Here is a 13,806-nt window from a genome sequence, read left to right as displayed (position 1 = left end):
TTATGACAAGCCTCTCTTTATTTATGGACACCCGCTAAAATCAACATGACACCCGTAAAAATCAAGATCAGCTTTGCGTATGACAGCTGCCCGGCAATTTGGTAGATTCCCACAGTCATGGTAATGATAAAAATCAGCGGACCGACAATAGCAAGAATGCTGTTGACCACAACCGCTTTGCGGACATCATTTGTCACAAGCATCACAATCGCGGCCGTCAGCTCAATCATGGAGGATAAAACTCGCAATCCGGCCATCGTCAAAACAGTAGAATTGATATTTCCAAGAAAAAATTTCATAGCACTCTCCCAACCTCCCATTTTTTTATATGATATGCTCTAGCTTGCGGAAGTAGTCTTGCCATTTTCGTATAAAAGAAAGATTCTGTTTTTGCGTACAAAAAAAGCCTGCTCCCAATTGGGAACAGGCCTCTTTTTTCTCCTTACGCTCTTGAAACGTAAGAACCATCTGATGTGTTGACTACAAGTGTGTCGCCTTCATTGACAAAGAACGGCACGTTTACAACAAGACCAGTTTCGGTTTTCGCAGGTTTTGTACCGCCTGATGCCGTATCACCTTTAATGCCAGGTTCAGTCTCTACCACTTTCAGCTCAACCGTGTTCGGTAGTTCGATACCGAGTGTTTCATCTTGGTACATCATGATGTGTACAGACATATTTTCAAGCAGATATTTTAATTCTTCTTCAATTTGAGTTTCACTCAATTCAAGCTGTTCATAAGAACTTGTATCCATGAATACGTGCTGGTCTCCGTTCGCATATAAGTATTGCATTGTTTTTGTTTCGATTTGCGCTTTTGCCACTTTTTCACCAGCACGGAATGTTTTTTCCTGAATCGCGCCGGTACGCAGGTTGCGAAGTTTAGAACGAACAAATGCCGCGCCTTTACCCGGTTTTACGTGCTGGAAGTCAACAACGCGCCAAATGCCGCCATCCACTTCAATTGTTAATCCTGTACGGAAATCGTTTACTGAAATCATGTTTAATGTCCTCCTATATTCCAATCACAAAATAATGAGTTCTTTTGGGGAATGGGTAATTGTCCGGTTGCCGTTTTGTGTAATCACGATGTCATCTTCAATTCGGACACCGCCTGTTTCTGGTATGTAAATGCCCGGCTCCACTGTAACCACCATGCCCGGTTCAAGGATAGCTGAAGATCTGACGGACAGCCCCGGCGACTCATGAACTTCCATGCCGAGCCCATGCCCGGTTGAATGGCCGAAGTACTCACCGTAGCCTTTTGCAGCGATATGATCCCTTGTCAGGGCATCAGCCTCTTTGCCTGTCATGCCCGGCTTAATATGTTCGACGCCACGTGCCTGAGCATCAAATACGACCTGATAAATTTCTTTCAATTGATTACTTGGCTGGCCTACAGCGACCGTACGGGTAATGTCAGAACAATATCCTTTATAGTAAGCGCCAAAATCCAGCGTAACAAGATCCCCGCTTTCAATCAGTTTGTCACTCGCCACCCCATGGGGAAGGCTTGACCGAAGGCCTGAGGCGACAATCATATCAAAAGAAGAGCTGTCCGCTCCTTGGCTTCTCATATAAAATTCCAATTCATTGGCAACAGCTATTTCAGAAATGCCGGGTTTCATAAACGTCAAGATATGGCTGAAAGCATCATCTGCAATCTTCGCAGCTTCCTCTAATATCTTAATCTCTTCATTAGACTTAATCAAGCGCAACTTTTCCACGGATTCAGCCACAGGCACTAATTCAGCCTCACTGATAACCGCGTTGTATGACGCGTATGTACCGTAGGTCATACTGTTTTGTTCAAAACCGAGGCGTTTGATGCCGAATTTTTCAATTGTGTCGGCAGTTGTTTGAATCAGGCTGCCGCCGTGCTCGATGATTTCAAAGCCCTTTACCTGAACCTTCGCCTGCTCCGTATAACGGAAATCCGTAATAAACGCAGCCCTGTCCCCGGATATGACAGCTAAGCCCGCTGACCCTGTAAAACCGGTCATATAGCGTAAATTGATGCTGCTTGTAATCAGCATTCCGTCTATCCCCAGCTGTTCGAACAAGTTTCTTAATTTCTCAAGTTTCATCTTTATTCTCCCCCTTGCTGGCTTAATAAATAGCGAACAGCAAGCTTGTAGCCTTCAGATCCAAGGCCGACAATCTGCCCTTTCGCAACAGGAGCGATCACTGACTGATGCCTGAATTCTTCTCTGGCGTATAAGTTTGATAAATGCACCTCTACCACAGGAAGACTGATGCTTGAAACAGCATCCCTGATTGCATAGCTGTAATGGCTCAGCGCGCCCGGGTTCAAAACAATTCCGTCATATTGTTCCTCAGCCTCGTGTATGGCGTCTATCAAATCGCCTTCATGATTAGACTGGAAGAAAGTAAGCTGAATATGTAAGGCTTCAGCAAATTGAAAAAGATCTGTTTCAATATCTGTCAGGGTGTGACGCCCAAATACATCCGGCTCACGCTTCCCCAGCCGATTGACATTCGGGCCGTTCAAAATCAAAAAATGAGGCACACGGCTCTCTCCTTTTCGCTAGGGTTTCTCATGTAAAAAATGTTCACTTCTCGTGAACATTTTATCATAACAGAAAAGGATAATACACTATTCTCTCTGTGTTCCCAGCGCACGTGCCAGCTTTTCCGAGTTCAGCTCATTGTATTCAAATGAAATGGAATAGCCGACAAACAGCCCGTAAAGCAGATAGATGCAAATCGTTGTAATAATCGTATCTGATTTCAATTCAGTTACGGCACGCACATCTTGGAAAATCGGGTTAAACACAAAAAACACGAGCAGCCAAAGCAGCAAGCCGTATAAAATACCAGGCCACATCGTTTTCAAGCGTTTCAAGAGAAGATAATAAAGAAACGCCCCGCCAATCGAAATGATGCCAATCACAATGATGCTGATAATCGTTCCTAAACCATGTTTTTTCCACTCTCCGAGCACGAACGGCTGCAATATCATATTAGGGCTGATTTCGGAAAAATGAAATAAGTAGGCGATATAACCGACGAAACTCCATAATACGCCTCCGCAAAAACCCGTCGCCGCTACCCTGCCGCCCATTGGCACAGGCGGTCCCTGATCTTCTATTGTTTGTTCGTTTTGATCTGTATTTTTTTCACTTGTCATTACGGCACCTCCTTGTTAAAGTGTGCCCAAAAAATGAAATGTCAATAAAAAAGCTCACACATTTTGACAGAAGCGAGTAAAATTTGAAAATAACGGGTATACTGCATGTAGAAAAAGCTAGGCGCTGGCAAATTTTGAGCCTGTCAATCTAGAGGTTTAGCGCTGTTTCCTGTACAATAGAGTGAAAGGAAATGGTTAGCAATCCTAAAGAAATAGGCAGGTTGATGAATATGTCAAAACATAAAATCCCGCCCGCTTACGGCGGGCAGGCGGTTGTGGAAGGCGTTATGTTTGGCGGAAAACACCATTACGTTACGGCCATCAGAAGAACAGACGGAAGCATTGATTTCTTCAAGCTTCCCCGGAAACACAATCCGAAGCTGAACATGGTAAAAAAAATACCATTTATAAGAGGGATCGCAGCTATTATTGAAGCGAGCGCTAACGGCACAAAGCATTTGAATTTTTCGAGTGAACGCTACGGACTTGATCCGTCTGAGGACGAGACGCTTAAGGAAGAAAAAAAATCCTCGGGACTGTCAATGTATCTCAGCTTCGCAGTGATCGGCGTCTTATCCTTTTTGTTCAGTAAATTCGTATTTACATTGGTTCCTGTTTTCTTAGCTGAACTGACAAGACCGGTTTTCCCATCGGATACAGCGCAAATCGCAGTTGAAAGTCTGTTCAAATTGATTTTGCTGCTCGGTTATATTTATTTTTTATCCATGACACCGCTGATTAAAAGAGTGTTTCAATATCATGGAGCCGAACATAAGGTCATAAACTGTTATGAACAGAATTTGCCAATTACTGTAGAGAACGTTCAAAATCAATCACGGCTTCATTACCGCTGCGGGTCCAGCTTTATTTTATTTACCATTATTGTCGGTATGTTTGTATACTTGCTTGTTCCGACAGATCCGCTTTGGTTGCGTGTTATAGATCGCGTCGCGCTCATACCGGTTGTCCTTGGGATTTCCTTTGAAGTTCTGCAGCTGACAAATAAAGTGCGTGATATTCCCGGTTTGAAATGTCTCGGATACCCGGGCCTCTGGCTTCAGCTGTTAACGACTAAAGAACCTAAGGATGACCAAGTTGAAGTTGCAATCGAAAGCTTTAACGAGCTTCTCAGACTCGAAGAAAGATCTGAACAAAAAAAGCAGCCTTCTCACAACGTCATCTAATATCCGTTGCCCTGCTATTACTTTCGGAGGTGGACAGTTATGAATCATCGTGTACAACCTATTATTGCTGTATTAATTGCGCTGGGAGCGTTCGGTTTTCTCTATGTGCTGGTAACCAATCCCGAAGAAATGGCCAAAATGGCGATAACCGTCATCCTGGCAGGTATCATTATTTATTTTATTGTGAAATATGTAATGAATCGAAATACTGGCAGTGAAGGAGCGGCTTTTAAAAAAGCGGCCAAACAATCGCGACGCCGGCTGAAAGAACAAAAAGCAAAGCACCGCGCCGGGCATAAGGGACGGGTGAGCCACCTGCGAAGCGTTCCAAGCGCCAGCAAGCCTAAGCCGATGATTCTCAAGAAAAAAAGCCAGACGCAGCTGACTGTCATAGAAGGGAAAAAAAATAAAAAGAAAAACAGAGCGCTTTTTTAATAGGTCCAATGCTTTAAAAACTGCTCTGTCCGACTTTTACCTAGCTCAATCAGGGCTAGTTTTTTTTGTTGTGTTAAATGAAATTCGGTTGCCATCACGTTGTCAACCGGAAGAAAAATGATATTTTGCTCATAGCGTGACGCGATATGTCTTGCGTCATGCGCATCCTTCATCGTTTCAAACAGAGCGCCAAACAGTTCAAAAGCGTTCCGGATATTTTTTTTCGGCCGTTCCCTTTCATTCGGCGCTAGCGTCACCCCGATGACAGGTCGTTTTCTTTCTTTGGAAAACAGCCATATGGGAAAATTGCTTAAAACGCCCCCATCCACAACTGTGGCGATTCCTGTATCTGTTTTTAATTTTATTGGTTCAAAAAAATAGGGAATGCTGCAGCTCATTCTTACCGCTCTGGCAACCGGAAACATATCCGGGTTTAACCCGTAGCGGACCAAGTCGTCGGGCAGCACGATCATTGTGCCGTTAGTCAGATCCGAAGCGATGAGACGCAAAGAGCCTTTTTTCAAATCGCCAAAAACCCGCACGCCTTTCACTCTTAAAAGGTCAGCAATCCACTTTTCTAACATGTCTCCTTTAAACAAGCCCAGACGCCAATAAATGGACACCCATTGAAGCATTTTTAAGGGGAGAAATGAGTATCGCTGGTCCAGCAGGCTCTCTCCGTCCGCTTCTTCAATCAAAGCGTGAATTTCCTTACTTGAATAACCTGATGCAATAAAAGCGGCAATAACGGCGCCGGCGCTTGTGCCGGCAAGCCGTGCAAAGCGGAAGCCTTTTTCTTCAAGCGCTTCATACGCGCCGGCAAGCGCCACGCCTTTTACCCCTCCGCCAGAAAACACACCGTCAATATACATCCCATACCCTCCCCCTCCATCCGATGGTTTACTATCATTTTAAGAAAAAACACGAAGAAATAGACCAATGAATGAAGCAGGGCGCATTTCATCAAAAAAAGGCGGCCTCCTTTGAGACCCGCCTTTTTACTGATTATGATGTTCTGTTTTCTTTTGAATTGATTTTAGCTCTTTTTTACGCGCATCGTCTTCTTCAAAATATTGAACAAGATCACCGATGCGATCAATGCTGTTCCAGCTTAAATGATGCTCAATTCCTTCAACATCGTTATATATTTTCTCTTCATCAACACCAATGATTCTTAAAAACTGCTCAAGCAATTCATGTCTGTATACTAGCCGTTTGCCTATTTTCTTTCCTTTAGACGTTAGCACGAGACCGCGATATTTTTCATAAATTAAATATTCGTCTTTATCTAGTTTTTGAACCATTTTTGTTACAGAGGAGGGATGGACTGCCAATGCTTCCGCGATATCAGAAACCCTTGCATATCCTTTTTCTTCAATCAGCATATAAATCTGTTCAATGTAATCTTCCATACTTGGTGTCGTCATCGAAACCCTCCCAAAAAGCACCTTAACTTTATAAATCATTACAAGTTTACACTAATGAACTTGAAAAAACAAGGATGCTCTGCAGGCCCAAAAGCCCTTTTTACCGCTTATAATTCCATTCATCAGAAGCATATTTTGTTTCTGCCAAGTCCTGAACAAAATCAAGTTCTTCCTGAGATAGTTCGTATGGCTCCAAGTGAATATTCAAACCTTTTTCAAATCCGGATTTAAAAGCCTTGCGTGCATCGTCCATCGTCACCGGGTGATCGGTGAGTTCATTAATCGCAACCGCTTTATTTTTAAAATTTCGCTGCATCCGCTCTCTGACTCTTTCACTCGGATACAAAAATAGATCGAACAGCTTATCCTCATCCAAATCAAGCAGAATGGATCCGTGCTGAAGGATGACGCCTTTTTGTCTCGTTTGCGCGCTTCCGGCCACCTTACGTCCCTCGACAACGAGCTCATACCAGGACGGCGCATCAAAACAAACGGATGACCGCGGGTTCTTTAAGCTTTCTTTTTCTTTTTCGGTTCTCGGAATGGCAAAATAAGCGTCCAGACCAAGATTTCTAAAGCCTTGAAGTATGCCTTCCGAAATAACCCGATATGCCTCGGTTACAGTCGCCGGCATTTCCGGATGATCCTCAGAAACGATTACACTGTATGTCAATTCCTGATCGTGGAGCACCCCTCTTCCTCCGGTCGGGCGTCTGACAAATCCAAGATTATACTTATGTACTGCTTCAAAATTGATTTCCTTTTTAATATTTTGAAAATATCCCACAGAAAGTGTCGCCGGATTCCAGCCGTAAAAACGGATGACCGGGGGAATTTTCTTCTCACTGTGCCAATATAAAAGCGCTTCATCAAGCGCCATATTGAAAGCCGGGCTTGCATTTCCTGAGTCTATAAACCGCCAAGTTTCTTTTTCCATTTTGAGACCTTCCTTACCGTTTTAATAGAATCAGTTTAACAAACTGCCGGGAAAATGAAAATATTTTAATTCCATTATGGATGACAATCGCGCCGTGCTTTACTATAATAGTATTTGTCGAAAACGTCTCTATGCCTTGTTTAAAGAAGCAGGGTTTTGATTTTATACGTTAAAGGAGTAGAATCACATTGTCTAATATGATCGTTTTAATTATTTTTGCTGCGTTTATCGTCTATATGATTGCTTCATATGTCTATCAGCAGCGAATTATGAAAACACTTACGGAAGAAGAATTCCGCGCAGGTTACCGCAAAGCGCAGCTTATCGACGTTCGTGAACCGAATGAATTTGATGGCGGACATATTTTAGGCGCCCGTAACATCCCGCTTTCTCAGCTGAAACAGAGAAAAAATGAAATCCGTCCGGACAAGCCTGTCTATCTGTACTGCCAGAACAGTGTCCGCAGCGGACGCGCGGCACAAACCCTGCGCAAAAACGGCTGCACTGAGATTTATAATCTTAAGGGCGGCTTTAAAAAATGGGGCGGAAAAATTAAAGCCAAAAATTAAAAAACAGCTGTCTGATATCAGACAGCTGTTTTTTAATTTACAAGTTCACTGCTTACGTTTTTCTCATATCTGAGTACAGGCTGCCTGGCTGCTTTCGTTTCATCCATTCTTTTGACGATTGTTGTATGCGGTGCCTCCTGTACGAGCTCCGGAGTTTCCTCTGCTTCTTTCGCAATTTGGATCATAGCATCAATAAACGCATCCAGCGTTTCCTTGGATTCTGTCTCTGTCGGCTCAATCATGATGCATTCCTCAACATTAAGCGGGAAATAAATCGTAGGCGGATGATACCCAAAATCGAGCAGCCGTTTTGCAATATCCAGCGTGCGCACCCCAAGCTTTTTCTGGCGTTTCCCTGACAAAACAAATTCGTGCTTACAATGGCAGTCAAACGGCAGATCGTAATAAGGGGCAAGCTTTCTCATCATATAGTTGGCGTTCAGCACCGCGTTTTCAGTAACGGCCTTTAACCCGTCTGGGCCCATAGAACGGATATACGTATACGCTCTGACATTGATGCCGAAGTTGCCGTAGTAAGGCTTAACACGGCCGATCGCATGAGGGCGGTCATAATCAAAAGTAAAGCGGCCTTCTTTTTTGATTAAAACGGGTTTTGGCAGATAAGGAATCAGATCTTCTTTTACGCCAACCGGACCTGAACCCGGACCGCCTCCGCCGTGAGGCCCTGTGAAGGTTTTATGCAAATTAAGATGCACCACATCAAATCCCATATCACCGGGTCTCGCTTTACTTAACACGGCATTTAAATTAGCACCGTCATAATACAGCTTTCCTCCGGCTTGGTGAACGATCTCCGCCATCTCAGTGATCTGCTCCTCAAATAATCCGAGTGTATTCGGATTCGTCAGCATAAGAGCTGCGGTTTCTTCATTCACCGCTCTTTTTAAATCCTCTAAATCAACAAGTCCGTTTTCATTCGATTTCACCGTAACCGTTTCAAAACCGGCAACTGTTGCAGAAGCAGGATTTGTCCCATGAGCTGAATCGGGAACAATGACCTTTGTCCGTTTCATATCTCCGCGCGCCTCATGATAAGCGCGGATCATCATCAGTCCCGTCCATTCGCCATGCGCACCCGCCGCGGGCTGAAGCGTGACCTCATCCATTCCCGTAATTTCTTCGAGGTGCTTGCTTAAGTCATATAAAAGCTCCAAAGCGCCTTGCACTGTGTCTTCGTCCTGAAGAGGATGAATCGCGGCAAAACCGGGAATCCGCGCGATTTTCTCATTCAATTTCGGATTGTATTTCATTGTACAGGAACCGAGCGGATAAAAGCCCGAATCAACCCCGTGGTTCCGTCTGGACAACGCTGTGTAATGCCGCATAATATCCAGCTCAGAAACCTCCGGCAGCTCTGCGTCCTCATCACGGATATAGCTGTCTGACAAGAGGTCCTCCACTTCCATTTCCGGTACGTCAAGCTCCGGCAGACTGTAGCCGACACGGCCTTCTCTTGAAAGCTCAAAAATAAGTGCCTGATCCTGATTATTCATGGCGATCCCCCAATTCCTGAATGAGTGCGTCAATTTCTTCTTTTGTTCTCAGCTCTGTTACGGCAATAAGCATATGGCGGTCAAGCTCCGGATACGTCGGACCCAAATCGTAGCCGCCGATGATCCCATTTGTCAGCAATCTTTGGTTTACCGATTTCACAGGTTCATCAAGTTTGATGACGAATTCGTTAAACATCGGCCCGTCAAACATTACGGTGAGCCCTGATTTTTTCGCTTCTTCCTTAGCATAATTGGCTTTGAAGAGATTTTGGCGGGCGATTTCTTTTACGCCGTTTTTCCCGAGAGCCGTCATGGCGACGGAAGCGGCCAGTGCGTTTAATGCCTGGTTCGAGCAGATGTTTGAGGTCGCCTTATCCCTGCGAATATGCTGCTCTCTGGCTTGCAAGGTAAGCACAAAACCTCTTTTTCCGTTTTCATCCTCCGTTTGTCCGACGAGGCGGCCCGGCACCTTTCTCATTAATTTTTTCGTGACGGCAAAAAATCCACAATGGGGTCCGCCGTATGCTGAAGGAATCCCAAATGGCTGTGCGTCGCCAACCACAATATCAGCCTGAAAAGCGCCCGGCGGGGTCAGAAGTCCCAATGCAAGCGGATTGGCTGAGACAATAAACATGGATTTCCCCTGATGAGCGATCGGCTCAATATCCTTCAACGGCTCAACCCGCCCAAAAAAGTTTGGGTACTGCACAATGACTGCTGCCGTATCGTCACAAACAGTTTCACGTAAAGCATCAAGATCAGTCACTCCATTGGCAGCAGGGACTTCAACAACTTCAATATATTGTCCTTTTGCATAGGTTTTCAGCACTTCTCTCGATTCAGGGTGCACGGTTGTGGACACCACGATTTTTTTCTTTTTCGTATGTCCGGAGGCAAGCATCGCAGCTTCCGCCAAGGCTGTTCCGCCATCATACATAGAAGAGTTGCTGATATCCATTCCTGTTAATTCACAAATCATCGTTTGAAACTCGAAAATTGCCTGAAGCTCCCCTTGAGAAATTTCCGGCTGATATGGCGTATATGCTGTATAAAACTCAGACCTTGAAATGACATGATCCACAATAATCGGCTGATAATGATCATATACACCGGCGCCTAAGAAAGATGCGTATTGAACGGTATCACAGTTTTTAGATGCCAGCTTTGTCAGTTCTTTTGTTAATTCCGTTTCTGATTTTGCCTTTTTGATTTGATACTCTTTTTTAAATCTGACGTCCTCGGGTATATCAGCGAATAAATCATCGATCGTGTTTGCGCCGATGGCATCAAGCATTTCCTGTTTATCTTTTTCTGTCGCGGGCAAATAGCGGTGCTTCATGTGTTGACCCCTCTCCAAAGAAAAATTTTAGCGTTTATAAAAAGGTGTTTTAACTACCTTTGCTTTTACTAATTTTTTGCGAATCTCCACTTCTACAACAGTTCCGATCTCACTCGCTTCAGCATCCACCAAGGCAAGGCCGACGTTTTTCCCCAATGTCGGTGACTGGGTGCCTGTGGTTACCTTTCCGACGGACTTGCCGCTTTGAAACACTTCATATCCGTGTCTCGGTATTCCTTTTTCAATCATTTCAAGACCGACGAGCTTTCGTTTCGCTCCATTTTCTTTCTGTTCACTCAATACAGACTTACCAAAAAAATCAGACTCTTTTTTGTGTTTTACGGCAAAGCCTATACCTGCTTCAACCGGCGTGATGTCCCGAGTCAGCTCCTGGCCATAGAGCGGGAGCTTCGCTTCAAATCTGAGTGTATCACGTGCGCCTAACCCGCATGGCACAAGCCCGTGTTCTTCACCTGCTTCAATGATTTGTTTCCAAATTCGGACGGCGTCCTCAGCACGGCAGTAAATTTCAAATCCGTCTTCACCCGTATAGCCGGTGCGCGAAATGAGTGCTTTGCAGCCGCTGATATCAGCTTCATCAATAAATGCAAATGGTTTTAAAGCAGACACATCTGCAGCTGTCATATGTTTCAAGATTGTTTCTGCTTTCGGACCCTGCACGGCCAGAAGCGCGATCTGATCTGACAAATTGTCAATCTGGACATCTCCTGCTGCGTGTTCTTTGAGCCAAGCAAGATCTTTATCTATATTAGAAGCATTTATGACAAGCAAATAGCGGTTTTCAGATTTTTGATAGATGAGTAAATCATCAACGGTGCCGCCATCCGGGTAGCACATCGCGGTATATTGCGCACGGCCGGTTTTTAACGCGGATACATCATTTGTCATCAGCTTTTGTAAAAAAGACAGACTGTCATTCCCCTTGATTTCAACTTCACCCATATGAGATACATCAAACAGCCCGGCTGCTGTTCGGACAGCCTCGTGCTCTTTTTTGATAGAAGAAAATTGAACGGGAAGCTCCCAGCCTCCGAAATCAATCGTCTTCCCTCCATATTCCTTATACAATTCAAATAACGGCGTTCTTTTCAGCATCAAATTCCTCCCCTTTTTCAACGGCGCAGCTAAAAGCACATACAAAAAAGGACAGAGAAACACCTCATATTAAATGAAGGTTCTCTGTCCTGGCACCTGAAAGTTTACTTTGCAAATAGCAAAGACGTCCCCTTTGGTGGCTTGCGCATTTCACACAAACACTCTCCAGAGTTGCGTCGAGCAAGAGTTCTTTTGCCTGAGAGATTCACTCCGCAGCTTGCTCCTTCGGCGCCTGTATCCCGGTTTTCTCGGTCAGGTCTCTCCCCTTGCTGTCATTCGCTCATATTTTCATGCTGTTATGGACATACTATAGCAATATCTTACATCAAATACATACTCATATCCTACCATCATCACTATATGCGGGGCAACAGCAATTTGGGCGGATTTTTCTTATATTGTACATTTTAAAAATTGAAGAATATGAAAGGCGGTTTCACAGCAATGAATGCAGAAATAACATATGATACAAAATGGCCTGAAGAATTTGCCGATAGACTGAATAACGACGGTCCGTGGTCAAACTGGGAGCTATACAAGCTTTCATCAGAAATTCAGGAAACATTGGCGATTCCTGAATTTGAAGGCTTGCGGGCCCCATTATATCTCCCTTCCTTTACGCCGCTTCCCCATCAGCTTGAGGTTGCGCAACAGGTCGTTGAAAAAATGAACGGAAAAGCGATTTTAGCAGATGAAGTGGGGCTCGGCAAAACTGTTGAGGCTGGACTGATTCTAAAAGAATATATGATTCGCGGGTTAGCCAAAAAAATTCTGATCCTTGTGCCAGCTTCTCTTGTTTCGCAGTGGGTGAATGAGCTTCAGGAAAAATTTTTGATTCCGGCTGTTGAGCAAAAGAAAAGCTATGTGTGGGAGCAGTGCGATATCGTCGTGTCCTCCATCGATACCGCAAAGCGCTCGCCCCACCGGGAAATTGTGCTGTCAATCCCATATGATCTCGTCATTATTGATGAGGCCCACAAGCTGAAAAATAGCAAAACAAAGAACTATGAATTTGTCCGGAATCTTGTAAAAAAATACTGCCTGCTGCTGACCGCGACGCCAATCCAAAACCGTGTTGAAGAAATTTTCAATTTGGTTTCCTTATTAAAGCCTGGTCATTTAGGCAATCAGAATCACTTTCAAGAAATGTTTTCTAAAAAGAAATCCAGCTTAGAAGCGCATGATCACTTAAAAGATCTAGTGAATAAAGTCATGATTCGCAACAGGCGGCATGACACCGGGCTGAATTGGAAGCAGCGCCGCGTCGAAACAGTACCGATTGAATTTTCTCCATCAGAGCAGGCGCTTTACGATGAAATTTCCCGTCTGAAAGAAAGCATTAACAAACCGGCCAGCATGTTCTCCATTATGACACTCCAAAGAGAATGCTGTTCAAGCAGGGAAGCTGTGTACATGACACTGAAAAAAATGCTCGACCAAAAAGAAAAACAGGCACCAGCCATTGATGAACACACCATTTCTATATTAATGGACCGCATCAATCAAGTGACGCAAAATTCTAAAGCCAATCAAGTCGTTGATCTGATTAAAAAGATAGACGATAAAGTCATTATTTTTACAGAATACCGTGCCACTCAAATTTATCTGCAGTGGTTTCTTCAGCAACACGGCATCAGCTCTGTGCCGTTCAGAGGCGGATTTAAACGCGGAAAAAAAGACTGGATGAAGGATCTTTTCCGCGGGAAGATTCAAGTGCTGATTGCAACTGAAGCAGGCGGCGAAGGGATCAACCTGCAGTTTTGCAATCACATGATTAACTATGACCTGCCATGGAATCCGATGCGGCTTGAACAAAGAATCGGAAGAATCCACAGGCTCGGGCAGGAGCGTGATGTTCATATTTATAACATGGCTACCAAACATACAGTGGAAGAGCATATTTTAAAGCTTTTATATGAAAAAATTCATTTATTTGAAAAAGTGGTCGGCGAGCTTGATGACATTTTAACAAAAATTCAAGTCAACAATTTTGAAGAGCACCTGCATGATATTTTGTACCATTCGGCAACCGAAGAAGAAATGAAAATTAAAATGGACAACTTAACCTCATTTTTGTCATATAAAAAACAGCAGCCCGCTGAAAAAAGAGGATCTTAGCCGAAAAGGAGGTTTTA

At 44.1% G+C, this 13,806-nt stretch carries 15 protein-coding genes and 1 riboswitch; of the genes, 4 read left to right on the top strand and 11 right to left on the bottom strand.

Features of this window, described 5'->3' with window-relative positions; genetic code table 11:
* Positions 1-17: 17 nt before the first annotated feature.
* The 5 genes from NST16_RS05735 to NST16_RS05715 form a co-directional block, all read right to left on the bottom strand.
* Positions 18-299, bottom strand: coding sequence for a YqhV family protein (locus tag NST16_RS05735; protein ID WP_340884704.1), 282 nt, complete (start codon positions 297-299; stop codon positions 18-20).
* A 143-nt stretch (positions 300-442) separates the two neighbouring features.
* Positions 443-1,000 (bottom strand): elongation factor P, encoded by a 558-nt coding sequence (gene efp / locus NST16_RS05730; protein WP_024122022.1) that lies wholly within the window; start codon positions 998-1,000, stop codon positions 443-445.
* Positions 1,001-1,024: 24 nt separating this feature from the next.
* Positions 1,025-2,086, bottom strand: a complete 1,062-nt coding sequence (papA, locus tag NST16_RS05725) for an aminopeptidase PapA (RefSeq protein WP_340884696.1) — start codon at positions 2,084-2,086, stop codon at positions 1,025-1,027.
* A gap of 2 nt (positions 2,087-2,088) precedes the next feature.
* The gene (aroQ, locus tag NST16_RS05720; RefSeq protein WP_010334903.1) at positions 2,089-2,529 is read right to left on the bottom strand and encodes a type II 3-dehydroquinate dehydratase; all 441 of its coding nucleotides are present in this window, start codon (positions 2,527-2,529) and stop codon (positions 2,089-2,091) included.
* An 87-nt stretch (positions 2,530-2,616) separates the two neighbouring features.
* Positions 2,617-3,150, bottom strand: a complete 534-nt coding sequence (locus NST16_RS05715) for a YqhR family membrane protein (protein ID WP_168748219.1) — start codon at positions 3,148-3,150, stop codon at positions 2,617-2,619.
* 230 nt (positions 3,151-3,380) lie between these two features.
* On the opposite strand from NST16_RS05715, the gene NST16_RS05710 reads away from it, so the two are divergent.
* Both NST16_RS05710 and NST16_RS05705 read left to right on the top strand, forming a co-directional pair.
* Complete coding sequence (locus tag NST16_RS05710) at positions 3,381-4,334, top strand: DUF1385 domain-containing protein (protein ID WP_340884692.1); 954 nt, start codon at positions 3,381-3,383, stop codon at positions 4,332-4,334.
* A gap of 39 nt (positions 4,335-4,373) precedes the next feature.
* Positions 4,374-4,769, top strand: a complete 396-nt coding sequence (locus NST16_RS05705) for an SA1362 family protein (RefSeq protein ID WP_326191111.1) — start codon at positions 4,374-4,376, stop codon at positions 4,767-4,769.
* Here the strand turns inward: NST16_RS05705 and NST16_RS05700 are convergent.
* The 3 genes from NST16_RS05700 to lipM form a co-directional block, all read right to left on the bottom strand.
* On the bottom strand, positions 4,766-5,641 hold the full coding sequence (locus tag NST16_RS05700) for a patatin-like phospholipase family protein (protein ID WP_268445903.1): 876 nt from the start codon (positions 5,639-5,641) through the stop codon (positions 4,766-4,768). The genes NST16_RS05705 and NST16_RS05700 overlap by 4 nt on opposite strands.
* Before the next feature lie 126 nt (positions 5,642-5,767).
* Positions 5,768-6,196 carry a transcriptional regulator MntR gene (gene mntR, locus NST16_RS05695; protein WP_010334908.1) on the bottom strand — a complete coding sequence of 143 codons (429 nt, stop codon included), beginning with the start codon at positions 6,194-6,196 and terminating at the stop codon, positions 5,768-5,770.
* A gap of 100 nt (positions 6,197-6,296) precedes the next feature.
* A complete protein-coding gene (gene lipM / locus NST16_RS05690) occupies positions 6,297-7,133 on the bottom strand; it encodes a lipoate--protein ligase family protein (protein ID WP_229146878.1) in 837 nt (278 codons plus the stop codon).
* Between the two features lie 188 nt (positions 7,134-7,321).
* Here lipM and NST16_RS05685 point away from each other — a divergent pair, with 188 nt between their 5' ends.
* Positions 7,322-7,702 carry a rhodanese-like domain-containing protein gene (locus tag NST16_RS05685; RefSeq protein ID WP_010334910.1) on the top strand — a complete coding sequence of 127 codons (381 nt, stop codon included), beginning with the start codon at positions 7,322-7,324 and terminating at the stop codon, positions 7,700-7,702.
* A 32-nt stretch (positions 7,703-7,734) separates the two neighbouring features.
* Here the strand turns inward: NST16_RS05685 and gcvPB are convergent, their stop codons facing one another.
* Genes gcvPB through gcvT form a run of 3 tightly spaced genes read right to left on the bottom strand, consistent with a single transcriptional unit; the run spans position 7,735 to position 11,671 of the window.
* A complete protein-coding gene (gcvPB, locus tag NST16_RS05680) occupies positions 7,735-9,216 on the bottom strand; it encodes an aminomethyl-transferring glycine dehydrogenase subunit GcvPB (RefSeq protein WP_326332407.1) in 1,482 nt (493 codons plus the stop codon).
* The gene (gcvPA, locus tag NST16_RS05675; protein WP_340884673.1) at positions 9,209-10,555 is read right to left on the bottom strand and encodes an aminomethyl-transferring glycine dehydrogenase subunit GcvPA; all 1,347 of its coding nucleotides are present in this window, start codon (positions 10,553-10,555) and stop codon (positions 9,209-9,211) included. The genes gcvPB and gcvPA overlap by 8 nt, the downstream gene beginning before the upstream one ends.
* Before the next feature lie 27 nt (positions 10,556-10,582).
* On the bottom strand, positions 10,583-11,671 hold the full coding sequence (gene gcvT / locus NST16_RS05670; RefSeq protein ID WP_340884671.1) for a glycine cleavage system aminomethyltransferase GcvT: 1,089 nt from the start codon (positions 11,669-11,671) through the stop codon (positions 10,583-10,585).
* Positions 11,672-11,845: 174 nt separating this feature from the next.
* Positions 11,846-11,947, bottom strand: a riboswitch (glycine riboswitch).
* A 168-nt stretch (positions 11,948-12,115) separates the two neighbouring features.
* Here gcvT and NST16_RS05665 point away from each other — a divergent pair.
* A complete protein-coding gene (locus NST16_RS05665) occupies positions 12,116-13,789 on the top strand; it encodes a DEAD/DEAH box helicase (protein WP_340884668.1) in 1,674 nt (557 codons plus the stop codon).
* Positions 13,790-13,806 lie beyond the last annotated feature (17 nt).

Source organism: Bacillus sp. FSL K6-1005 (genome assembly GCF_038000225.1).
GTDB classification, from domain to species: Bacteria; Bacillota; Bacilli; order Bacillales; family Bacillaceae; genus Bacillus; species Bacillus mojavensis.
Note: the sequence above shows the minus strand (reverse complement) of the source record. Positions and strands in the feature narration are given on the sequence as shown.

What these genes read in the sequence shown, in the direction of transcription:
- mntR (WP_010334908.1), bottom strand. Translation starts at nt 6,196, where the DNA reads ATGACGACACCAAGTATGGAAGATTACATTGAACAGATTTATATGCTG.
- papA (WP_340884696.1), bottom strand. Translation starts at nt 2,086, where the DNA reads ATGAAACTTGAGAAATTAAGAAACTTGTTCGAACAGCTGGGGATAGAC.
- NST16_RS05705 (WP_326191111.1), top strand. Translation starts at nt 4,374, where the DNA reads ATGAATCATCGTGTACAACCTATTATTGCTGTATTAATTGCGCTGGGA.
- NST16_RS05715 (WP_168748219.1), bottom strand. Translation starts at nt 3,150, where the DNA reads ATGACAAGTGAAAAAAATACAGATCAAAACGAACAAACAATAGAAGAT.
- NST16_RS05665 (WP_340884668.1), top strand. Translation starts at nt 12,116, where the DNA reads ATGAATGCAGAAATAACATATGATACAAAATGGCCTGAAGAATTTGCC.
- efp (WP_024122022.1), bottom strand. Translation starts at nt 1,000, where the DNA reads ATGATTTCAGTAAACGATTTCCGTACAGGATTAACAATTGAAGTGGAT.
- gcvPA (WP_340884673.1), bottom strand. Translation starts at nt 10,555, where the DNA reads ATGAAGCACCGCTATTTGCCCGCGACAGAAAAAGATAAACAGGAAATG.
- NST16_RS05700 (WP_268445903.1), bottom strand. Translation starts at nt 5,641, where the DNA reads ATGTATATTGACGGTGTGTTTTCTGGCGGAGGGGTAAAAGGCGTGGCG.
- gcvPB (WP_326332407.1), bottom strand. Translation starts at nt 9,216, where the DNA reads ATGAATAATCAGGATCAGGCACTTATTTTTGAGCTTTCAAGAGAAGGC.
- NST16_RS05710 (WP_340884692.1), top strand. Translation starts at nt 3,381, where the DNA reads ATGTCAAAACATAAAATCCCGCCCGCTTACGGCGGGCAGGCGGTTGTG.
- NST16_RS05735 (WP_340884704.1), bottom strand. Translation starts at nt 299, where the DNA reads ATGAAATTTTTTCTTGGAAATATCAATTCTACTGTTTTGACGATGGCC.
- lipM (WP_229146878.1), bottom strand. Translation starts at nt 7,133, where the DNA reads ATGGAAAAAGAAACTTGGCGGTTTATAGACTCAGGAAATGCAAGCCCG.
- gcvT (WP_340884671.1), bottom strand. Translation starts at nt 11,671, where the DNA reads ATGCTGAAAAGAACGCCGTTATTTGAATTGTATAAGGAATATGGAGGG.